22 protein-coding genes are annotated in these 20,049 nt (G+C 72.1%); 6 read left to right on the top strand and 16 right to left on the bottom strand.

The window, feature by feature from the left end; all coding sequences use genetic code 11:
- Positions 1-23 precede the first annotated feature (23 nt).
- Entirely contained in the window at positions 24-2,060 is a 2,037-nt protein-coding gene (locus ACQEVZ_RS53565; RefSeq protein ID WP_433383451.1) for an amylo-alpha-1,6-glucosidase, read from the top strand.
- The gene (locus ACQEVZ_RS53560; RefSeq protein ID WP_433383449.1) at positions 2,023-3,573 is read left to right on the top strand and encodes a glycosyltransferase family 4 protein; all 1,551 of its coding nucleotides are present in this window, start codon (positions 2,023-2,025) and stop codon (positions 3,571-3,573) included. The genes ACQEVZ_RS53565 and ACQEVZ_RS53560 overlap by 38 nt, the downstream gene beginning before the upstream one ends.
- Before the next feature lie 384 nt (positions 3,574-3,957).
- Here ACQEVZ_RS53560 and ACQEVZ_RS53555 read toward each other — a convergent pair whose 3' ends face one another.
- The 12 genes from ACQEVZ_RS53555 to ACQEVZ_RS53500 form a co-directional block, all read right to left on the bottom strand.
- Complete coding sequence (locus ACQEVZ_RS53555) at positions 3,958-4,575, bottom strand: DUF2461 domain-containing protein (protein WP_433383447.1); 618 nt, start codon at positions 4,573-4,575, stop codon at positions 3,958-3,960.
- 10 nt (positions 4,576-4,585) lie between these two features.
- On the bottom strand, positions 4,586-5,224 hold the full coding sequence (locus ACQEVZ_RS53550; protein WP_433383445.1) for a DJ-1/PfpI family protein: 639 nt from the start codon (positions 5,222-5,224) through the stop codon (positions 4,586-4,588).
- Positions 5,215-6,162 carry a GlxA family transcriptional regulator gene (locus ACQEVZ_RS53545; protein ID WP_433383443.1) on the bottom strand — a complete coding sequence of 316 codons (948 nt, stop codon included), beginning with the start codon at positions 6,160-6,162 and terminating at the stop codon, positions 5,215-5,217. The genes ACQEVZ_RS53550 and ACQEVZ_RS53545 overlap by 10 nt, the downstream gene beginning before the upstream one ends.
- 160 nt (positions 6,163-6,322) lie before the next feature.
- A complete protein-coding gene (locus ACQEVZ_RS53540; RefSeq protein WP_433383441.1) occupies positions 6,323-6,913 on the bottom strand; it encodes a MerR family transcriptional regulator in 591 nt (196 codons plus the stop codon).
- A 174-nt stretch (positions 6,914-7,087) separates the two neighbouring features.
- The gene (locus tag ACQEVZ_RS53535) at positions 7,088-7,552 is read right to left on the bottom strand and encodes a bifunctional nuclease family protein (protein WP_033358824.1); all 465 of its coding nucleotides are present in this window, start codon (positions 7,550-7,552) and stop codon (positions 7,088-7,090) included.
- A gap of 130 nt (positions 7,553-7,682) precedes the next feature.
- Positions 7,683-8,333: a transcriptional regulator FtsR gene (gene ftsR / locus ACQEVZ_RS53530; protein ID WP_344498172.1), complete on the bottom strand. Its 651-nt coding sequence runs from the start codon at positions 8,331-8,333 to the stop codon at positions 7,683-7,685.
- A gap of 97 nt (positions 8,334-8,430) precedes the next feature.
- Entirely contained in the window at positions 8,431-8,871 is a 441-nt protein-coding gene (gene odhI, locus ACQEVZ_RS53525) for an oxoglutarate dehydrogenase inhibitor Odhl (RefSeq protein ID WP_344498174.1), read from the bottom strand.
- A 188-nt stretch (positions 8,872-9,059) separates the two neighbouring features.
- Positions 9,060-9,443, bottom strand: a complete 384-nt coding sequence (gcvH, locus tag ACQEVZ_RS53520) for a glycine cleavage system protein GcvH (RefSeq protein ID WP_344498176.1) — start codon at positions 9,441-9,443, stop codon at positions 9,060-9,062.
- Positions 9,444-9,488: 45 nt separating this feature from the next.
- The gene (locus tag ACQEVZ_RS53515) at positions 9,489-10,349 is read right to left on the bottom strand and encodes a DUF881 domain-containing protein (protein ID WP_433383438.1); all 861 of its coding nucleotides are present in this window, start codon (positions 10,347-10,349) and stop codon (positions 9,489-9,491) included.
- Between the two features lie 263 nt (positions 10,350-10,612).
- On the bottom strand, positions 10,613-10,945 hold the full coding sequence (locus tag ACQEVZ_RS53510) for a small basic family protein (RefSeq protein WP_344498180.1): 333 nt from the start codon (positions 10,943-10,945) through the stop codon (positions 10,613-10,615).
- Positions 10,942-11,790 (bottom strand): DUF881 domain-containing protein, encoded by an 849-nt coding sequence (locus tag ACQEVZ_RS53505; protein ID WP_433383436.1) that lies wholly within the window; start codon positions 11,788-11,790, stop codon positions 10,942-10,944. Before ACQEVZ_RS53505 ends, ACQEVZ_RS53510 begins: the two co-directional genes overlap by 4 nt.
- On the bottom strand, positions 11,787-12,353 hold the full coding sequence (locus ACQEVZ_RS53500) for a CDP-alcohol phosphatidyltransferase family protein (RefSeq protein ID WP_344500652.1): 567 nt from the start codon (positions 12,351-12,353) through the stop codon (positions 11,787-11,789). Before ACQEVZ_RS53500 ends, ACQEVZ_RS53505 begins: the two co-directional genes overlap by 4 nt.
- 119 nt (positions 12,354-12,472) lie before the next feature.
- Between ACQEVZ_RS53500 and ACQEVZ_RS53495 the strand changes: the two genes are divergently transcribed.
- A complete protein-coding gene (locus ACQEVZ_RS53495; protein WP_433383434.1) occupies positions 12,473-13,393 on the top strand; it encodes a phosphotransferase family protein in 921 nt (306 codons plus the stop codon).
- A gap of 34 nt (positions 13,394-13,427) precedes the next feature.
- On the opposite strand, the gene ACQEVZ_RS53490 is transcribed toward ACQEVZ_RS53495, so the two are convergent.
- Positions 13,428-13,820, bottom strand: coding sequence for a PLD nuclease N-terminal domain-containing protein (locus ACQEVZ_RS53490; RefSeq protein ID WP_344498186.1), 393 nt, complete (start codon positions 13,818-13,820; stop codon positions 13,428-13,430).
- 63 nt (positions 13,821-13,883) lie between these two features.
- Between ACQEVZ_RS53490 and pyrE the strand changes: the two genes are divergently transcribed.
- Positions 13,884-14,387 (top strand): orotate phosphoribosyltransferase, encoded by a 504-nt coding sequence (gene pyrE / locus ACQEVZ_RS53485; protein ID WP_354892654.1) that lies wholly within the window; start codon positions 13,884-13,886, stop codon positions 14,385-14,387.
- 8 nt (positions 14,388-14,395) lie between these two features.
- On the opposite strand, the gene ACQEVZ_RS53480 is transcribed toward pyrE, so the two are convergent.
- Positions 14,396-14,998 carry an MBL fold metallo-hydrolase gene (locus tag ACQEVZ_RS53480; RefSeq protein WP_344498190.1) on the bottom strand — a complete coding sequence of 201 codons (603 nt, stop codon included), beginning with the start codon at positions 14,996-14,998 and terminating at the stop codon, positions 14,396-14,398.
- A 10-nt stretch (positions 14,999-15,008) separates the two neighbouring features.
- Positions 15,009-16,313, bottom strand: coding sequence for a DUF2252 domain-containing protein (locus tag ACQEVZ_RS53475; protein WP_344498192.1), 1,305 nt, complete (start codon positions 16,311-16,313; stop codon positions 15,009-15,011).
- A gap of 130 nt (positions 16,314-16,443) precedes the next feature.
- Between ACQEVZ_RS53475 and ACQEVZ_RS53470 the strand changes: the two genes are divergently transcribed.
- Together ACQEVZ_RS53470 and ACQEVZ_RS53465 are read left to right on the top strand one after the other, a co-directional pair.
- Entirely contained in the window at positions 16,444-17,196 is a 753-nt protein-coding gene (locus tag ACQEVZ_RS53470; RefSeq protein ID WP_433383431.1) for a hypothetical protein, read from the top strand.
- A complete protein-coding gene (locus ACQEVZ_RS53465) occupies positions 17,193-19,019 on the top strand; it encodes a hypothetical protein (protein ID WP_433383429.1) in 1,827 nt (608 codons plus the stop codon). Before ACQEVZ_RS53470 ends, ACQEVZ_RS53465 begins: the two co-directional genes overlap by 4 nt.
- Here ACQEVZ_RS53465 and ACQEVZ_RS53460 read toward each other — a convergent pair.
- Complete coding sequence (locus tag ACQEVZ_RS53460) at positions 18,982-19,344, bottom strand: nuclear transport factor 2 family protein (protein WP_433383427.1); 363 nt, start codon at positions 19,342-19,344, stop codon at positions 18,982-18,984. The genes ACQEVZ_RS53465 and ACQEVZ_RS53460 overlap by 38 nt on opposite strands.
- Positions 19,345-20,049 lie beyond the last annotated feature (705 nt).

Raw genomic sequence — 20,049 nt, 5'->3', positions numbered from 1 at the left:
GGGATTGGATCATAGTTGGGCACATGCCCCCGGGATCGGTCATGACCTTCGGCCCCCATGTCTGCGGCTCGGCTTCCGGGTTCGAACACGAGTGGCTCGTCACCGACGGGACCGGTGGCTACGCGACCGGGACGGTCGCGGGGCTCCGCACCCGGCGGTACCACGGCCTGCTCGTGACCCCGGACCGCCACCTCGCGCTCGCCGCCCTCGACCCCGTCGTCACCCTGCCGGGCGGAGCCACCGTGCGCCTCGCCGTGCATGAGTGGGCGTCCGGCGCGATCGAGCCGGCCGGCCACCACCACCTCGAGCACTTCGAGCTCGCCGACGGCGTGCCGCGCTGGCGCTGGCGGATCGGCGAGGTCGTGGTCGAGCGCGAGGTCGCGATGACGCACGGGCGCAACAGCGTCGCCGTCGTGCACCGGCTCGTCGACGCGCCCGCCGGTGTCACGGTCGAGCTGGCGCTGACCGCGCTGTGCACGTGGCGCGACGCCGACGGCGAACGGGACCGGACGACCGAGCCGCCGGCGGTCGAGCTGGCCGGGGGCGGCGGGTTCACCGTCGACGGCGCCTACCGCGTCGACGGGCCGGACTTCCGGCCGGTCGGCGAGTGGTACCTCGACGCGTATGCCCGCGAGGAGGCGGCCCGGGGCCTGAACCCGGTCGAGGACCTGTGGGCCGCCGGCACGTTCCAGGCCACCCTGGCCCTCGACGAGACGCTGTCGGTGTCCGCCTGGTCCGGGGACCTCGACGCCGTGCCACCCGCGGCGGCCACCGTGGTGGCCGACACGCGGCGCCGGGCGCGGAAGCTGCTGCGGACCGCCGCCACCGCCGGTGCCCGCGACGCCGTCGACAAGGCGCTCGTGCTCGCCGCCGACCAGTGCATCGTCACGAAGCCCGACGGGACGCCCGACGTCGTGGCCGGGTACCCGTGGTTCGGCAGCTACCTGCGCGACACGATGACCGCCTACGAGGGCCTGTTCCTCGCCACCGGACGGTTCGACGAGGGCGCCCGGCTGCTGCGGGCCCACGCCGACCTCCCCGAGCGGATGCGCGCCTCCCGCTTGGGCGACTGCGACGGGCCGCTGTGGTTCGTGCACGCCGCCGAGCGGCACGTCGCCCGTACCGGCGACGACGCCCTCGCCGCGGAGCTGCTGCCGGTGCTGGAGGGCGTGATCGCGGCGTACACCAAAGGCACCCGCGACGGCGTGCGCGCCGACACCTCCGACGGGCTGCTCGCCGTCGAGGCCGACGAGTCCGGCCTCACCTGGATGAACGCGCGGCTGCCCCGCGGCCCCGTCACCCCGCGCGACGGCAAGCCCGTCGAGCTCAACGCCCTGTGGGCCAACGCCCTCGGCGCCGTCGGCGCGCTGCGGGAGCGCTGCGGCCGCGACGCCTCCGTCGTGCACTCCCGCCGGGAGGCGGTGAAGGCCCAGGTCGTCAAGCGGTTCCGGGCCCCCGATGGGTGGCTCTTCGACCTCGTCGACGCCCGGCCGGCCGCCTACCCGAAGGGCGGCGGCAGCATCCACGACGACGCCGTCCTGCGCCCCAACCAGCTGCTCGCGTTCAGCCTGCCGTACGCGCCGGCCGCCGACGAGCCGCGGCTGCGTACGCAGGTGCTGCAGGCGATCGGGGCGACCCTCGTCACGCCGCTCGGGCTGCGCAGCCTCGCCCCGGCCGAGTACGGCTACCACGGCACCCACCGCGGCGGCGTGGTCGCCCGCGACACGGCGTATCACCAGGGGACCGCGTGGCTGTGGCTGCTGGGGCCGTACGTCGAGGCGCGGATCGCGGCCGGGCTGCCGGTGGAGACCGTGCTCACCGCCGTCGAGGCGCACCTCGGCGAGTGCGGCCTCGGCTCCGTCAGCGAGATCGCGGAGGGTGACGCCCCGCACCGCGCGACCGGCGCCCCGTTCTCGGCCCGCTCGGTCGCCGCGGTGCTGCACGCGAGGGCCGCCATCAGGGCGAATCGCAAGTTGCAAACGGCATCTTCCGGCAAGACCGAAAAGTTGAAATTGGCCCGCGATGCTGCTCCGCGCAAGCGCCGGAACGCGCTACGGTGACAGTCGGCGACGAGAGGTATCCGCAATGCGCGTCTTGATGATCGCCTGGGATTTTCAGAGTCCGTCGACAGATGGTGCGCCCCGCGGGCGCATCGCAGCGTTGTCAGCAGCACTGGCCGCCGCCGGTCACTCGGTGACCGTGGTGACCCGCCATGGTCCTGTGCCGGAGTCCGTCGTCGACGGCGTGCGGGTGGTCCGCGCCGCGCCGCTGCCCTCCGCCGACGGGGCGGGCGGGGCCGGCGCGCTCGCCGACACGATGGCCGTCAACCACCTGCTCGCCGAGGCCGCGGTCCGCACCGTGCCCGCCGAGGGGTATGACATCATCCACGCCCACGACTGGTTCGTCACCCACGCCGCGGTCACCCTCAAGGAGGCGCTCGGGGTGCCGTTCGTCGCCTCGATGCAGGCGACCGAGGCGGGCCGGCGGCAGGGCTACCTCACCGGCGACACCAGCCGCTCCGTGCATTCCGTCGAGTGGTGGCTGGGCTCCGAGGCGTGCCGGGTGATCGTGCCCACCGAGTACCTGCGGTGGGAGGTCCAGCACCTCTTCGACGTCCCCGACGAGCGGGTCGACGTCGTGCCCAACGGCATCGACCCCGACAGGTGGACGGCGGGCGCCCGCGAGGTCCTCGCGGCCCGGCTCCGCTTCGCCGGCGAGGGGCCGCTGCTGGTCTCCGCGGGCCGGCTCATCGCCGAGAAGGGCGTCCAGGACCTGCTCGAGGCCCTCCCGGCGATCCGCGACCGGCACCCCGGCACGCGCGCCGTCGTCGTCGGCGACGGTGACTACCGGGCCGCCCTCATCGAGGAGGCGCGCAAGCGCAAGCTGCACCGCGCCGTCAGCTTCCCCGGCCAGCTCGACCAGCGCACCCTCGCCGCGGTCCTCGCCGCCGCCGACGCGTTCGTCGTGCCGAGCCGGTATGAGCCGACCGGCACCGTCGCCCTCGAAGCCGCGGCCTCGGGTGCGGCGCTCGTCGTCGCGTCGACGGGTGGGCTCGCCTCGATCGTGGAGCACGGCGTCACCGGCGTCCGCTTCCCCGTCGGTGAGCCCGACGGCCTCGCCGACGCCGTCGACGCGTTGCTGCAGGACCCGATGTTCGCGCAGGGCCTGGCGACGAAGGCCCGGCAGATGGTCCGGGACCGGCACTCGTGGGAGGCGATCGCGGCCCGCACCGCCGCCGTCTACGCCGACGCGGTGGCCTCCGCCCCGGAGTTCGAGGCGCGCCGGCACGCGGCGGTGGTCGGCTCCGGCCTGCCCGTCGTCTTCGTCCCGCCGGGCAACCTGCTGGCCGACCCGCCGGAGGTCCCGGTCGGCGAGCGTCCCGCCACGCTGCTGCGCGCCGCCGCCGAGGAGGCCGCCTGGCAGGCCGGCGCGTCGGCCGCCCGCGAGGCGATGCGCACCGAGGGCGCCCTGTGGCACGACGCCGTCGAGCGGGAGGCCGCTGACCGCGCCGAGGCCGCCCGGGCCGCCGCAGCCCCGTTCGACGTCGTCATGGCCGCCGTCGAACGCCGCTGACCCCGCCCGACACCTTTTGTCCGCCCCGACAAGACCCAGCGCCTCGTGATCCGGTAGACCTTGTGCACCTCTGACGGCACGAAGTCTTCCGGATCATGTTGTACGCCGTGCTACGGCTGGCTCCGGTCGGCGCCTCGTGATCCGGTAGACCTCGTGCCCCTGAGCCGCACGAAGTCTTCCGGATCATGTTGTACGCCGCGCTACGGCTGACTTCGGTCGGTGCCTCGTGATCCGGTAGACCTTGTGCATCCGTAGCTGCACGAAGTCTTCCGGATCATGGTGTACGCCGTGCTACGGCTGACTTCGGTCGGTGCCTCGTGATCCGGTAGATCTTGTGCACCTCTGACGGCACGAAGTCTTCCGGATCATGGTGTACGCGGCGGGTCAGGCGTGGGTGGCGAGCCACTCCTGGAGCGGGGCGCACGAGCGGAAGAACGTCACCAGGTGCGTCTTCGCCTTCGCGGTGCCCAGCCAGGGCCGCAGCTCGAACTGGTGCCACGCGATCAGGCCCTTCTGCCGCAGCAGGTCCGCGCGCGGGTGGTCCTTCGGGAAGCCGCGCGGGACGGTCTTCAGCTGCTCGTGCGACGTGACCGAGGTGCCCTTCGCCTCCAGGGCGGCGACGATCTCGGTGAGCGGGGCGCCGCTGGAGTTGTCGGCGACCGCCTGGCGGAACTTCGCCAGCCGCGGGGAGTCCATCATGTACGCGCCGGCTCCCGCCGCCAGGCCGGCCGCCGTCAGCTGGACGTAGCCGCCCTGCTCGAACGAGGCCGCACACGAGGTCTTGTACGGCGACTTGTCGGCGCTGAACCGGACGTCCCGGTACGGGCGGAAGATCTTCGCCGGGCCGAACTCCGGCGCGAGCTCCTCCAGCAGGGCGAGCATCGGGGCGCGGACCTGCTCCTCGTACACCGCCTTGTGGGCGGTCCAGTACGTCTTGGAGTTGTCGGCCTCGAGGCCGTCGTAGAAGTCGAGGGCCTCGGCGGGCCAGCCACGGAACGCCACGACCAGCAGTCTATGTCGTCAGCACGAGGTGGGCGTCCGCGCGCAGCCGCGACACGAGGGCCGGGGGAGCGGTCAGCGGTGAGCCGGCGGTGAACGGCGGCCGGGGGTCGTACTCGCAGGCGAGCTGGATCGACTGGGCCACCTGCGGCCCGGCGATCGTGGCCGCCAGGGTGAGCGCCAGGTCGATGCCGGCCGAGACGCCCGCGCCGGTCACGTACTTGCCGTCCTGGACGACCCGTTCGGCGACGGGTGTCACGCCGTACATCGGCAGCAGATCCAACGCGAGCCAGTGCGACGTCGCGGTCCGGCCCCGCAGCAGGCCCGCGGCCGCGAGGATGAGCGAACCGGTGCAGACCGACGTCGTCCAGGTCGTGGCGGGGTCGACGGCGCGCAGCCAGTCGTGCAGGGCGGTGTCGGTCACCTGGTCGCGCACGGACGGGCCGCCGGGGACCAGGACGAGATCGGGGTCGCGGCAGTCGGCGAGGGCCCGGTCGGCGACGAGGGAGAGCGCTCCGGTGTCGGTGCGGACGGGGCCGGCCTGCACCCCGGCGAACGTGACCCGCGCGCCGGGCAGCCGCGACAGGATCTCGTAGGGGCCGATCGCGTCCAGGGCGGTCATTCCGTCGTACACCACGAAAATCAGCTGCATGAGAACCGCTCCTTGTAGTCGGTCGGTGTGACACCGAGCGTCCGGATGAACGCGCGGCGCATGGCCTCGCCGGTGCCGTAGCCACAGGCACGCGCCGTGTCCTCCACGAACGCGCCCTCCTCGAGGTGCCGGCGGGCGGTCTCCAGGCGGACCCGGTCGACGTAGCGGCCGGGCGGCGTGCCGACCTCCGCCGTGAACGCCCGGCTGAACTGGCGCGGGGACAGGTTGGCCCGCCTCGCGAGGGCCTCGACGGTGAGGTCGCCGCCGGGGTGCTCGGCGATGTGGCGCTGCACCTCCCGCAGCGGGTCGCGGTCGGCGACCTGCGCCTCCAGCTGCGCGCTGAACTGCCGCTGCCCGCCGGGCCGGCGGACGAACATCACGAGGTGCCGGGCGATCTCGAGCGCGAGATCCCGGCCGTGGTCCTGCTCGACGACCGCGAGGGCCAGGTCGATGCCGGCGGTGACCCCGGCGGACGTCCAGACGCCCCGGTCGTGCACGAAGATCGGCTCGGTGTCGACGGTGACGCCGGGGAAGCGGCGGGCGAGCGCCGGGGCGTGGCGCCAGTGGGTCGTGGCGCGGCGCCCGTCGAGCAGGCCGGCCTCGGCGAGCAGGAACGCCCCCGTGCACACCGACGCCACCCGCCCGGCCCGGGGCACGGCGCCGCGGAGCCAGTCGACGAGCCGCGGGTCGCTCGTCCGGGTGCCGACGCCGCCGGGCACGACCAGCACGTCCGCCGGGTCAGCGTGGGCCAGGTCCTCGTCCGGCAGCATCCGGAGCCCGCTGGACGTCCGGACGCCGAGGCCGCCGACGCTGCCGGTGCGGACGCTGTACGACCCGCTCCTGGCCTGCTCGGCGCCGGCGAACACCTCGACCGGTCCGGTCACGTCGAGGCTCTGCACCCCGTCGAACAGCACCACCAGTACCCGCCGAGCCGCCATGCCTCCGATCCTCGCGGCGCAGCGGGGATGTCCGCAACGACGCCGACCCCACCTTTCATGCCATGCCTTTTGCCAGGTCCGCGGATCGTGCGGGCATGCGGAAACGCCGGTCGACCTGGGATGGTCGACCGGCGTGGGTGGTGCTGGAGGGTGCCGGGCCTCAGCCCGCGCGGCGGCGGGCGCGGCGCATGGCCAGCTCGTCACCGCCGGCCTGGGTGAAGTCGTCGGCGGAGACCGGGACCTCCTCGGCGGGGGTGGCCGCCTCGGCGGGCAGGTGCGACAGGGTGCCCTCGATCTCCTTGAACGCGCCGGAGATCGCGATGCCGAACACGCCCTGGCCACCCTGCAGCAGGTCGACGACCTCTTCGGGGGAGCGGCACTCGTAGACGGTGGTGCCGTCGGAGATCAGGGTGATGCCGGCCAGGTCGGCGACGCCACGGGAGCGCAGGGTCTCGATCGCCTTGCGGATGTTCTGCAGGGAGACGCCCGCGTCCAGGAGGCGCTTGACGACCTTGAGCACCACGATGTCGCGGAACGAGTAGAGCCGCTGGCTGCCGGAGCCCGCCGCGTCGCGCACGCTCGGCACCACCAGCCCGGTGCGGGCCCAGTAGTCGAGCTGCCGGTAGCTGATCCCGGCGGCGTGGCAGGCGGTCGGACCGCGGTAGCCGACGTCGTCGGACTTGGCGATCGTACTCACCGAAACCGTGTCAGCAGCATGACCGGATATCCCGGGATCGGGCGGCTGTTGCATTGCGACCCACCTCCAGCGTCAACACCCGCAACCCTATAGCGCACCTTGAGGGTCAGCGGGGAGGTAACGCCGCGACACGCCGGGTGCCGGTGCGTCAAATTTTCCGCGCGTCGCCATCGTAACCATTTGTCCGATATGTCGGCGGTACGAGGAGACCCTTCGGAACCGAACCTACTACCCGGCGAAGTCCTCCGGGCGGACCTGCTCCAGGAACTCGCGGAACTTCTCCACCTCGTCCTCCTGCTCGTCCGGGATGACGATGGCGGCCTCGGTGAGCACCTGGTCCGCGCAGCGGATCGGCGCACCCACCCGCAGCGCCAGAGCGATCGAGTCACTCGGCCGGGCGGAGACCCGCACGTTGTCGCCGATGACCAGCTCGGCATAGAAGATGTTGTCGCGCATCTCGACGATCTCGACCGCCTTCAGCGGTGCCTTGAGCGCCGCCAGCATGTCGCGCATCAGGTCGTGGGTGAGCGGCCGCGCAGGCTTGACCCCCTGCTGCTCATAGGCGATCGCGGTCGCCTCCACCGCACCGATCCAGATCGGCAGGTAGCGGTCGCCGTCGACCTCCTTGAGCAACACGATGGGCTGATTGGTAGGCAGCTCCACGCGAACACCGACCACATTCAGCTCTCGCACTGCCCGCCTCCGTGTCGACTTGCCACTCCCTGCACGGTACACGGACCAAGGGGCGGTCGTGCCACTCGCGCCACCGGCCAAGTGCGCTCAGTGGCGAAGATCGCTCCGGTCGAGGGTGCGAAGGAGGGTCTCACTTACCCAGGATCTCGCGCAGGCCCGCTCGCACCAAGGCGGCATGCACCCGCTGGGTCAGTGCGGCCAGCTCGTGGACGGTGTCCGCGGCCCGGGCTCGGGCGGCCGGCCCGCTCTGCCGGGTCATGGGCGTCACCAGCTGGCTGAACAGGCCGATCTCGCGGTCCGCTGCGGCCCGGTAGGCCCGCAGGTGGCGCGGCTCGATGCCGAACTCGGCCAGCCGCGCCGCCGCCGTCGCCACCTCGAGCGCGTCGGCGTCGAACCCGCCACCAGGCCGGGGCTTCACCAGGCCGTGCCCCTCCAGGGCGCGCAGCGTGTCGTCGCTCAGGCCGGCCTTGTCGAGCAGCTCCTCGCGGTTGAGCCGCACCTCGGGGGTGGCCTCGACCGGCAGCGCGGACTGCGACACGTCGGTGAGCGGGTCGCCCATCGTCGCGAGATGCTCGCGGATCACCCGAAGCGGGAGATATTGGTCACGCTGGGCGGTCAGCACGTAGCGCAGCCGGGAGATGTCGGTCCAGGTGTACTTGCGGTAGCCGGCCGGCGTCCGCCGCGGCTCCACGAGACCCTCGGTCTCCAGGAACCGCAGCTTCGAGATCGTCACGTCCGGGAAGTCGGCGCGCAGCTGCGCGAGCACCTCACCGATGCTCATCAGGCGCTCACCCCGGGCAGCACCTTGAGGACCGCCACGGTCGTGTCCGTCGCGGTCCTGCGGTGTGTCCCAGGCGGCTGCCGACGCCGTCATCGCCTCAGCTCTCGTCGGGGCGCGGTCCTGCCACGAACACGAGGCGGAACTTGCCGATCTGGACCTCGTCGCCGTTGCTGAGGGTCGCGGCCTCGACCCGCTCGCGGTTCACATACGTGCCGTTGAGGCTGCCGACGTCGCGGACCGTGAACGTGCCACCCTCGCGGTGGAACTCGGCGTGGCGACGCGACACCGTGACGTCGTCGAGGAAGATGTCACTGTCGGGGTGCCGACCGCTGGTCGTCACGTCGTGGTCGAGCAGGAAGCGGGCACCGGCGTTGGGCCCGCGGCGGACCGCCAGCAGGGCCGTGCCGGGTGGCAGTGAGCCCGACACGCGGGTGGGGACCACGTCGTCGTCCTGCCCGGCGATGGCATCCTCAATGGCGCCAAGGTTGAGCGTGGACGTGACGTCGAGCGGGGGGAACTCGTCGTCTGGGCGCGTCATGGAACCACCTCACGGTCGTCTCTTCGGGTGTCCTCCGATGCGACAGGCCGATGCATACGGTTGACTGAGCGAGCCTAGTCACGCCCGAAATCACGGGTCAACCAGACGCGCGGCAGCCTATTGCCGTATTTCCTGTCAGTCTCTTCGGACGTTGTCTGCTGGTGCGCTGTTTCAGTTCGCGGTGCTGCTCAGCTGTTCTCGGTCAGTTCCCCGTACGCCGCGGCGTCGAGCAGCGCGTCGACGGCCGCCGGGTCGTCTGCCTTGAGCTCGACCAGCCAGCCGGCGCCGTACGGGTCGGAGTTGAGCACCTCGGGCGTGGCGTCCAGGGCGGCGTTGACCGCGACGATCTCACCCGACACCGGAGCGTAGATCTCCGACACGCTCTTGGTCGACTCGACCTCGCCGAACGACTCGCCGGCCTGCACCTTCGCGCCGACCTCCGGCAGCTGCACGAACACGATGTCGCCCAGCGCTTCCTGGGCGAAGTCGGTGATGCCGACCTTGAAGGCGCCGGCGTCGGCCGGTGCGAGCCACTCGTGCTCCGCCGTGTAACGCAGATCCTCGGGAATCACGTCGGTCCTTCGCTCGTGCTGGCCGGTCCGTCGTCGGGTGCCGGGTCAAGCTGGCTTTGCGTATCGCAACTCACCGGCGGCGTGCAACGCTGTCACGCGCACCGGGTCCGCTTCGCGCACCAGAACCGTACCGCCGTGCTGCCGCACGCTGTCCACCACCCCTCCGGGGATGTTCAGCGCAGTGCGCATGGTGTCAGGCCCTCCGATGACCATGATCGTATACGGCGCCGTGAGACTCGACCCGGCGACCACCAGCCGGTCGTTGTCCCCGTCCACGAAGTAGGTCGCGGCGACGACGCGGACCGTGCCGCCCTCGCGCCCGCTGATCTGCATCGCCTCGGCGCCGGCGCCGCGCAGCTCCTCGATCGCGTCGAGGATGACCTCGGCCTTGACCTTCTCCGTGCCCGGGGTGATCTCGATCGACAGCCCGGGCCCCTCCGCCGGCAGCGTCCCCGCAAGGATCCCCAGCTCGTCGGCCCGTTTCCGGGCCTCGGCGAGCGCCGCGTCGCGCCCCTGCGCCCCCGAGTCCAGCTGCCGCCGCGTCTCCTCCAGGTCGCTGATCTCCCGCCGCAGCCGATCCTGCTGCGCGTCGAGATCCGACAGGATCCGCACCAGGTCCTCGGGCCTGGCGGCGGCCAGCTCGGCGTCGGAGTTGCCCGCCTTGAACTGCACCGAGATCCCGAACCCGAGCAGCCCCAGCAGCAGCGCGATGACCAGTCCGGTCCCGCCCCACCGCCTCCTGCCACCGGCATCCGTCGCCTCACCCGGCGGGGGAGCGCCCTCGGACTCACCCGGGACTGCTTCCGCGGGGGTCGTCCCGTGCTCCGTTTCGGGTTCTTCGCTTCCGGCCCGTTCCGCCGGGGGCTTCTTCCTGCCCTCCGGCTCCGAGCCCCCTCTTCCGGACATTTCCGAAATGTCGCCCGTACGGGGGAGCTGGCGGGGTGATGGAGGGCGCCGGCGGGAAGGCGTCGAAGAGGAGCGCCCGGCACTGTCCTCGCCCGCGGGGGAGAGGTGCTCACCCTCGGCCGGTGAGGAGGACCGCGCACCGTCCTCGGGGTTGTCACCCTCGGCCGGCGAGGAGGGCTGCGCACCGTCCTCATGTGTGGGGCGGAGGTGATGTGTGGGGTGGAGGTGGTCGCCGTCGGCGGGCGGGGTGTCGTCGGTGGGAGTCATGCGCGGAAGAGATGACGGCGGATGGCGGCGGCGTTGCTGAAGATGCGCACGCCCAGGACGACGACGACGCCGGTGGAGAGCTGGCCGCCGACGCCGAGCTGGTCACCGAGGTAGACGATGAGGGCGGCGACCAGCACGTTGGAGATGAACGAGATGGTGAACTGCTTGTCGTCGAAGATGCCGTCGAGCTTCGCCCGCACGCCCCCGAAAACCGCGTCCAGGGCGGCGACGACGGCGATCGGCAGGTACGGCTGCAGACCCAGCGGCACGGTCGGCTCGAGGAAGATTCCCGCCGCGACGCCGATGGCGAGTGCGAGCACCGCGATCACCGGTGACCTCCAGTGGGTGATGGCGACACCGAGGGTGCCGGCGGGTGGGCGTACCGCAGCGGGGGCTCGGGGGCGGCGGCGAGGACGAGGCCCTTGCGGGTCTTGACGGTGAACTGCATGCGGTAGTTGTCGACGTACCGGCGGAACCGGCGGGCGGTCGTGGACGAGGAGAACCGGTCGGCGATGTCGGGGGAGCCGATGGCGGCGACGTCGTACGGGCTGGTGACGGGCTTGAAGTCGACGAGGATCACGCCGCCGGCGGCGCGGATGGTGCTGGTGGCGGTGAGGCGCTGGCCGTTGACGGCGATGGCCTCGGCCCCGGCCTGCCAGAGGCCGTTGGCGACGTCCTGCAGGTCGCGGTCCAGCACGATGCCGAGGTTCTCCTCGGCGGTGTGGCCGGTGACCGGGTCGACCTGCGGGGGAGCGTCGACGACGCGGACGACGACCCCGTCGCCGGTGACCTTCGCGGTGCCGGCGCCGGCGGCGAGGCCGCGCAGCGTCGCGGCGCCGGAGGCGTCGGCGAGGGCGTTGTCGCGGGCCTCGTCGACCTGGGTGCGGAGCACGTCGACCTGGCGCTGCAGGTCCTCCGCCGTGCGCTGCCGCGAACGGACGTCGGCGACCAGGTCGTCGCGCGCCCGGCTCGCCGACGGCGCCTCGGCCACCACCTGGTGGTACGCCACGGCCAGCAGGAACCCGACGGCCGCGAGCGTCACGGCCCGGGCGGCCGGCCCCCACCGGGGCGGCGGCGTGCCCTCCCGGCGGCGGGCGGCGGCCTGCGCGTAGCCCGGGTCGAGCGGCGTGCGGAACAGGTCGCCGAGCAGGTCGTCGCGGCGAGCGAACGTCACGACGCGAGCCGGCCGGCCCGCACGTGGATCGCGGCCTGGATGAAGTAGAAGACGGCGGCCACCCAGTACAGGACGATCCCCCACCACAGGAGCGCCCAGCCGCTCGGCAGCGCCCACGGGCGAGCGGCCTCGCTGAACTTGGCGAGCAGCATCATCGGGAAGCCCATCAGCAGCACCGCGGTGGCGGTCTTGCCGACATAGTGCACGGGCGGCGGGCCGTGGCCGAGAACGCGCAGGACGACGAGGCACAGGATCATGACGGCCTCGCGGGCCAGCAGCGCGATCGTGAACCACCACGGCACGACGTCCTTGAACGTCAGCGCGAACAGCGTCGCCAGGATGTACAGGCGGTCGGCGAGGGGGTCGAGGAGCTCCCCGAGGCGGCTGACCTGCTTGAGGCGGCGGGCGGCGAAGCCGTCGACCCAGTCGCTGAGCCCGCCGACGACGAGCACGCCGACCGCCCAGCCGGTCGCGTCGGTGGCGAGGAACAGGTACAGGAACAGGGGCACGCCGAGCAGGCGGGCGAAGCTGATCAGGTTCGGCACCGTGAGCACCGGACCCAAGCTCTGCCGCTGGTCCACCGTCCGCCCGCTCTCCCCGATCAGCTGTACGACGACCGGAATGCTAGCAGCACCCGATCGCGTGCTCGCGCAGGCGCGGCCGGAGGTGGGACGATCGTGCGATGGTGCAGGCTTCCGGGGTACGCATCGGCTGGGACGACCTGCCGCCGTCGGTGCACGCGGCGGTCGAGGGGATCCTGGGCGGGCCGGTCGTGGAGGCCGTGTCGCAGGTCGGCGGGTTCTCGCCCGGCACCGCGGACAGGGTGCGCCTGGCCGACGGCTCGCGGGCGTTCGTCAAGGCGGTCAGTGCCGCGCACAACGAGCACAGCGTCGTGCTGCACCGCGCCGAGGCCCGGGTCACCGCGGCGCTGCCGGCGGACGTGCCGGCGCCCCGCCTGCTCGGGTTCCACGACGACGGCACCTGGGTGGCGCTCGTGTTCGCCGACGTGGAGGGCCGGCAGCCGCTCGTACCGTGGCAGCAACCGGACCTCGAGGCCGTCCTGGACGCGCTGCGGCGGCTCGCGGTGCCGGCGACGGGGCTGCCGGCGCTGCCCTCGCTGCTCGCTCACAACTTCGCCGGCTGGCGGCGGCTGGCGGCCGATCCGCCGCCGTCGCTGGATCCGTGGGCGGCGGCCAACCTGGACCTGCTCGTCGAGCTCGCCGACCGGGGGACGGCGGCCCTGGCCGGGGACCGGCTGGTGCATGTCGACATCCGCGCCGACAACCTGCTGATCCGCCCGGACGGTTCGGTGATGGTCGTCGACTGGCCGGGCGCCGCGGTGGGCGTCTCCTGGTTCGACACCCTCTCGCTGTTGCTCAATGTCCGCCTGTACGGCGGGGAGATCTCCGACGATGTGCTCGACTGCTTCTCGCCCGACCCCGGTGACGTGACCGCCGTGGTGGCGGGCCTGGCGGCGTTCTTCACCGACGGGGCCCGGCAGCCCGCGCCGCCGGGGCTGCCGACGCTGCGCCGCTTCCAGCAGGACCAGGCCGACGTCATGCTGCCCTGGCTGCGGGCCCGGCTCGACGCCGGGCTGCGCTAGTTTCCGGTCTGGCTTTCCGGGCTGGCTTTCTGGTCTAGCTTTCGGGGCGTTCCTCGCGGCGGCGCAGCTCCTCCTCGCGGCGGCGGAGGTCGGCCTCCCACTTGCTGAACATCTCCTCGTCGTCGCGGCGCGAGCGGGCGAGCTCGCGCAGGAACGCGGGGTCGTCGTCGGGCGCGACGGACCGCGGCCGCTCGCGCTCCGGGAAGCCGCTGCCCGGCCGCCAGGTGCCGCCCGCCCGGACGGCCTGCGGGCGCCCGGCGGCGTACCAGGCGATCCACCCGACCGGGGAGAACAGCAGGATGATGAACACCCAGGCGACCTTCGGCAGGTTGCGCACCCGGTCCTCGTCGGAGGACAGGCAGTCGATGAGCGCGACGACCAGCATCACCAGGTCGATCAGGAACAGCAGTCCATAGAGGCGAATCACGCCGGACATCATGGCAGCCCCCGGCGCCGTTGTCTGTCCCCGCCGATGGGATCCTTCAACCTTGTGGAAACCGCTGACCTCGCCGCGATCATCGCCGAGCGCTGCCGCCTGACCGGCTCGTTCGTCCTGCGATCGGGGCGCACCGCGACGCACTACTTCGACAAGTACCAGTTCGAGGCGGACCCGGTCCTGCTCGACGCCGTCGGCGCCGGGCTGGCCCGGCTCGTCCCCGCCGGCACGGAGGTCCTCGCCGGGCTGGAGATGGGCGGGATCGCGGTCGTCGTCGCGCTCGCCCGGCACGCGGGGCTGCCGTGCGCGTTCGTCCGCAAGGCCGCGAAGCCCTACGGCACCGGCCGCCTCGCCGAGGGCGCCGACCTCACCGGCCGCCGGGTCCTGCTGGTCGAGGACGTCGTCACCTCGGGTGGCCAGATCGCCCTGTCGGCCGCGGCGCTGCGGTCGGCCGGGGCGATCGTCTCCGACGCCGTGTGTGTCATCGACCGTCAGGAGGGCGGGACCGAGGCGCTGGCGGCCGAGGGGATCACCCTGCACCCGCTGTTCCGTTTTTGATCTGCTTGCTAGATCCCTGACTCGGCGGCGATGGTGGTGTCCGTACCGTGGCCGGTGTGGACGACCGTGTCGCCCGGGAGGGTGAGCAGGCGGGTCCGGATCGACTCCAGGATCGTCGGCTTGTCCGAAAATGATCTGCCGGTGGCGCCGGGGCCGCCCTGGAAGAGGGTGTCGCCGGTGAAGACGACGCCGAGCTCCGGCGCCGACAGGGAGACGGCGCCGGGGCTGTGGCCGGGCGTGTGCAGGACCGTCAGGTCGGTGCCGGCGACCGTGATGACCTGACCGTCGGCCAGGGTCGCGGACGGTTCGAGGTCGGGGTGGCGCATGTGCCACAGCGGCAGATCCTGCGGGTGCAGCAGGATCGGCGCGCCGGTGCGCAGCGCCACCTCCGGGGCGGCGTCGATGTGGTCGTCGTGGCCGTGCGTACAGACGATCGCCAGCAACCGCCGGGAGCCGACGGCGTGCAGGATCGCGGCGGCGTCGTGGGCGGCGTCGATGACGATCGCCTCCTCGTCGTCGCCGACGATCCACACGTTGTTGTCGACGTCGAACGTCTCGCCGTCCAGCGAGAACGTGCCTTCGGTGACGATTCGTTCGATTCGCGCGGCCATACTCGTATCTTTACAGGCCCGGGAACTTCCCGTTGCGGAAGAGGTCGACGAAGATCTGGTGGTCGGCGCGGGCGCGGGCGCCGTACTCGTGCGCGAAGTCGGCGATCGAGGCGACGAACCCTTCCTCGTCGCGGTCGATCGCGGCGACGATCGCCTCCTCGGTGGAGAAGTTCACCAGATCGTGGCTGGACTCGTCGTCGGCGACCGAGTGCATCCTGGCCGTCGCCCGGCCGAGGTACTCGACCACGCTCGTCAGGTCCGCCAGCTCGTTGACGTCGCTCCAGTCGAGGTCCGCGGCGTACGGCGACACCTCCGCGACGACCTGCCCGACGCCGCGCAGCTCCGTGTAGCCCGCCCACGAGTCCGCGTGCGCCTGCAGGGCGTGCTGCGACTCGCTCGTGCGGTGGCCCTGGTGCTTGAAGTACGCCTTGACCTTCGGGTCGGTGATCCACCGCGACACCGCCGGCGTCTGGCCCTGCTTCATGTAGATGATGACGTCGTTCTCCAGCGCCTGGGTGTGGCCCTCGAGCAGCACGTTGTAGGACGGCAGGCCGGCCGAGCCGATACCGACGCCCTTGCGCATCACGACGTCCTTGATCGTGTACTTGGGCGACCGAGACCCGTCCCACGACGGCAGCGTGTGCAGGTACGCCGCGAACGCCGCCTCGACCTCCGCGCGGGTGTCGGCGTCCACCGCGTACACCCCGTCGCCCATCGCGAACCGGCGGTCGTAGTCCTCGATCACCGTCTGCTCGTCGAGCAGCGCGACCCGCGTGTTGAGCCGGGCCCGCTGCAGCACGTCGCGCAGCACGCCCTCGGTCGTGTCCAGGGTCAGCGAGCCGATCGCCTCCTCGCCGCCGGCGGCGATCGCGCGCAGCTCCGACACGTACGTGCGGCTGTACTGCTTGACGAGGTCGCTGATCACCGCGTCGGACAGGGCCTTCGCGTAGCCGATGAGCGCGATACTGGCGGCGAACCGCTTCAGGTCCCAGATGAACGGCCCGACGTACGCCTCGTCGAAGTCGTTGACGTTGAACACGAGGATGCCCTCGGAGTTCAGGTACGTGCCGAAGTTCTCGGCGTGCAGGTCGCCGTGGATCCACACCGACGAGGTCCGCTCGTCGAGGAACGGGTCGGCGACGCCGTTGAGGTCGGCGTAGTAGACACAGGCGCTGCCCCGGTAGAACGCGAACGGCGTCGCCGCCATCTTGCGGAACTTCCGGCGGAACGCGGCGGGGTCCTGGGCCATCAGCTCACCGAACTCGGTGACGAGCACGTCGACCAGCTGATCGGCGCGCTGCTGGGAGTCGTTCATTGATCAACCGTATGCACAGCCGACCTCCGGCGGGCGCGCATTGGCGCAATCACGACAGCCTGTCGCGCTCCGCATCCGGCACGTTCGGCGGTCGGCACACCACCCACCCGTCGTCTACGCTGCCGATCTTGTGACCGCCGTGCCGATGCCCTGTGCGCGCTGCGACCTGCCCGGTTACCCCACCGGCGCCGAACTGCTCTGCGCCACCCACGGTGCCGTCCCAGACGCGGCGGCGGTCGAGGCCCTCGTCACCGCCGGCGGCACACAACCTCTCCCCGGCGGCGCTCCACGCTCCTCCGGCGACACCCGCCCCGTGGCCGGCGGTGCCCCGCCTTCTCCCTCCGGCTCTTCTTCTCTGGGTTTGGCCGACGGCACTTCACTGTGGCCTGTCGCTGGCGGCGGATCACTCTGGCCGGTCGTCACTGGTGCATTCATCGCCGCCGGTCTCGCGCACGCCGCCCTGCAGGCCTACTCCATCTGGGCCCTCCGGCGCGCGGACGCGGCGCTCCACGACCCGGCGACCACCCCGCCTCTCGATGACGCCTTCCGGACTGCCGCCGACGCCGTGTCGCTCGCGCGGACCGGCCTCTGGTCGTACCTGGCCTGCTTCCTGCTCTGGCTCCTCCTCACCGGCGCCACCGCCACCCGTCTCGGCCTGGACCGGCGCGCCGCCCTCCGCCACTGGACGATCCTCGTGTGGCGCATCGCCCTCGTGCCGACGCTGACACTCGCGATCCTGAACGACCACCTGTCGCCCACCTGGCCGGCCGCCCACGCGGCGCTCGCCTTCGCCGTCTTCCACCTCCTGACGACGGCCCTCCTGCTCACCTACACCACCGTCGTCCGCCGGCGCCTCCGGCCGTTCTTCCCGGGCCCTTCGTGACTCCTGTCGCTCGCTGGCTGCTGTACGTCGTCGCCGCCTACCTGGGCCTGCTCGGCCTCACCTACGGCGTGGGCGTCGCCTCCACCTGGCACCAACCGCCCGCGGTTGCCCTGGACGGCTTCCCCGCCCGGGTCGACGCACCGTGGCCGTGGACACCGACACTCGACTCGGCGCCCGTCACCGCGGTGCCGGTCGCGATCGGCGGCAGCACACCCGGCCTGCACAACATCCTGACCGACACCGAGGGCAGCGTGTCGTTCGTCGACGCCCGCGGCGGCCAGCACATCCTCGACGTGGCCTCCGAGGGCGCCGCAACCCCCGGCGAGTCGCTGCTGCTGTCCCCCGACGGCACCATGGTCGCGTACCCGCACGACGCCCTGGGCTCCTCCCCGGACTCCTCGATCGCGGTGCGCACACTCGGCGACGGCCACATCCGCCGGCTCCCAGTCCCCGCACCGGCCGGCGGACACGCCACGCCGCTGGCCTGGTCGCCGCACCAGGACCGCCTCGCCGTGTACATCGAAGGCTCCTCCATCGGCGTCCTCACGCTCGACACCGGCACGTACCGCACAGTCCTCCCCTTCCCCGCCGGCCTCGCCGCCACGCCCCGGACGCCGATCGCCGCCGCCTTCTCCTCCAACGGCGACCTCGCCGTCCAGCTCGACACCACGGTGTGCGTCAAGCAGGGCTGCTTCTCCCTCCCCGCCGGCCAACGCCTCGCAGGCAAGGGCGCCTACGCGCCTGCTAACAACTCCCTCGCCGTCGTCACCGACGCAGGCCGCGACTCCACCATCACCTTCATCTCCGAAACCAACGGATCCCCCCTTCCAGGCACCATCCACCTGTACGGCGTGACCACCCTCCGCCTCATCGGCTGGTGGGCCGACCGCGCCCTGGTCGTCGCCTTCCGCCCCGAGCCCGTGACCGACCTCGGCCCTCTCGATGACGAACGCGACTACCCCCCGACCGCCTACGCCCTGGTCCAACGCCTGTCGATCCTCGCCATCACCCCCTCCCTGACGACGCCCCCACCGCCGTCGCCGCAGTCCCAGCCTTCGCCGCAGCCTTCGTCACCCGCCCAGGTCACGTCCCCGCCGCCCCCTCCAGCCCAAGCCTCGCCTTCGCCGCAGGTCTCACCTCTGGCCGCGTCGCAGTTCTCGGCTCAAGTCGCGGCTTCGGCCTCGCCGCAGGTCTCACCTCCGGCTGCCCCACCGCTCTCGGCCCAGTCTTCGGTCTCGTCGCAGGTCTTACGTCCGGCTGTCCCGCAGCTCTCGGCCCAGTCTTCGGTCTCGTCGCAGGTCTTACCTCCGGCTGCCCCGCAGTTCTCGGCTCAGGTCGCGGCTTCGGCCTCGCCGCAGGTCTTACCTCCGGCTGCCCCGCAGCTCTCGGCCCAGTCTTCGGACTCGCCGCAAACGCCGCCCCAGGCGCAAGTCGCACCCCCGTCCTCGTCGCAGTCCCAGGCCCCCTCACACCCCACGGCCCAGGTCCCGGCTTCGGCGTCGTCGCAGGTCTCACCTCCGACCCCGTCAGAGTTCTCGGTCCAGGCTTCGACTTCGGCGTCGCCGCAGTCCTCGGCACGGGCCGCCGTCCCGACGCAGGCTCAAGAGCTGATGGTCCTGCCCGATCAGATCCTGTCCATCGACATCGCCGATCGTGCCCTCCTCGCCGGACACACCAGCCCCGGCCGCCCGGCACCCGCCTGGCCGGCTCGCCCTGGTGTGCTCACCGCGCTGGTCGGTCTTCCCGCCGCCCCGGTCGCGTTCGTCGTCTTCCTCGTCGGCGCGATCAGGCGCGAGCTGGCTGCTGCATCCACCACTCGGTGAACTCCCGGCACTGCCCCACGGTGTCGAGCCGGATCAGCCACAGGTTGCTGAACACCCGCTTCGGATACACGGTCACGCCCTGCACAACGCTTAACTCAGACCCGACCGTCACCGGATGCCACGTGAACGTGGTCTCGCCCGGCCGGTCCCGACGAGCCAGCCACTGCTTCACGATCGTCCCCCGCCCCCGCCACGGCTCCTCGAACGGCGCCGGGTAGTACGCGGCATCCTCGGCGAACAGGCCGCCGATCTCGGTGGGATCGTTGCTGTTCCAGGCCCTGACGTAGCCCGAAACCCAGTCGGTCACAGCCTCCAGATCCGTCATGTCATCTTCCTACTCCTTCCCCGCGCGGCGTGCTCCGCTCATCACCGGGAATCGACGATGCGTAGCGACTCGGTACCTCTTCGTAGATGCTGGCGCTCGCGGCTGGACGTCGGTCGGTGCACCCACGACGATGGGTTCAAGCCGCTTTCGGGCGGCGCAAGCCACCGGGACGGGGGTCGGGTGTGCGCCATCAACAGCTCTGTTTCGCCTTTCCACGAACCACTTCGAGTGCCGACCGGTCACCGGCGGCCTCGGTGGCCGTCGAGCCCACCGAGGGGCACGCCCGGCCTGCTGCGACTCTCGCTGCCGCTGGGCCACGGTGGGCGCAAGACGGGCGGGTCCGGGCCCGGGCGGAGTTCGCGGAGGCCCGCCGTCACGGCCTGGCTGCCCGGCATGCGACCAAGCTCACCCGACTCCGCAATGCCAGGCTGATCGCCGAGCTGGACCAGGCCGCCGCCCACACGCCCGAGGCAAGCAAGGCCACTGTCCACGCACCCGAGGTGGACGAGTCCACTGTGCTGGCGGCCGAGGTGACGGTTGTGTCGGAGCCGCGACCCGCGTCCGCCCCTGATGGGTGCCAGGTCGAGGGGGAGCTACAGGGTGGTGCGGTCGAGAAGGAGTGTTTCGAAGGGCGGCCTGCGTCGGGCGGGCCGGGCGCCGGCAGCGGGAAGGGCAATGGCCGATCGCCGCGTCGGCTTGGCAGGG

The sequence above is a fragment of the Dactylosporangium sp. CA-152071 genome, assembly GCF_050936335.1.
Taxonomy (GTDB): domain Bacteria; phylum Actinomycetota; class Actinomycetes; order Mycobacteriales; family Micromonosporaceae; genus Dactylosporangium; species Dactylosporangium maewongense.
This window is presented reverse-complemented; position numbering and strand designations above follow the sequence as displayed.

Excerpts from the sequence above, each read along its gene's own strand:
- ACQEVZ_RS53565 (WP_433383451.1), top strand. The coding sequence starts at position 24 with ATGCCCCCGGGATCGGTCATGACCTTCGGCCCCCATGTCTGCGGCTCG.
- ACQEVZ_RS53560 (WP_433383449.1), top strand. The coding sequence starts at position 2,023 with ATGCTGCTCCGCGCAAGCGCCGGAACGCGCTACGGTGACAGTCGGCGA.
- ACQEVZ_RS53550 (WP_433383445.1), bottom strand. The coding sequence starts at position 5,224 with ATGCAGCTGATTTTCGTGGTGTACGACGGAATGACCGCCCTGGACGCG.
- ACQEVZ_RS53545 (WP_433383443.1), bottom strand. The coding sequence starts at position 6,162 with ATGGCGGCTCGGCGGGTACTGGTGGTGCTGTTCGACGGGGTGCAGAGC.
- ACQEVZ_RS53540 (WP_433383441.1), bottom strand. The coding sequence starts at position 6,913 with ATGCAACAGCCGCCCGATCCCGGGATATCCGGTCATGCTGCTGACACG.
- ftsR (WP_344498172.1), bottom strand. The coding sequence starts at position 8,333 with ATGAGCATCGGTGAGGTGCTCGCGCAGCTGCGCGCCGACTTCCCGGAC.
- odhI (WP_344498174.1), bottom strand. The coding sequence starts at position 8,871 with ATGACGCGCCCAGACGACGAGTTCCCCCCGCTCGACGTCACGTCCACG.
- ACQEVZ_RS53515 (WP_433383438.1), bottom strand. The coding sequence starts at position 10,349 with ATGTCCGGAAGAGGGGGCTCGGAGCCGGAGGGCAGGAAGAAGCCCCCG.
- ACQEVZ_RS53495 (WP_433383434.1), top strand. The coding sequence starts at position 12,473 with ATGGTGCAGGCTTCCGGGGTACGCATCGGCTGGGACGACCTGCCGCCG.
- ACQEVZ_RS53480 (WP_344498190.1), bottom strand. The coding sequence starts at position 14,998 with ATGGCCGCGCGAATCGAACGAATCGTCACCGAAGGCACGTTCTCGCTG.
- ACQEVZ_RS53475 (WP_344498192.1), bottom strand. The coding sequence starts at position 16,313 with ATGAACGACTCCCAGCAGCGCGCCGATCAGCTGGTCGACGTGCTCGTC.
- ACQEVZ_RS53460 (WP_433383427.1), bottom strand. The coding sequence starts at position 19,344 with ATGACGGATCTGGAGGCTGTGACCGACTGGGTTTCGGGCTACGTCAGG.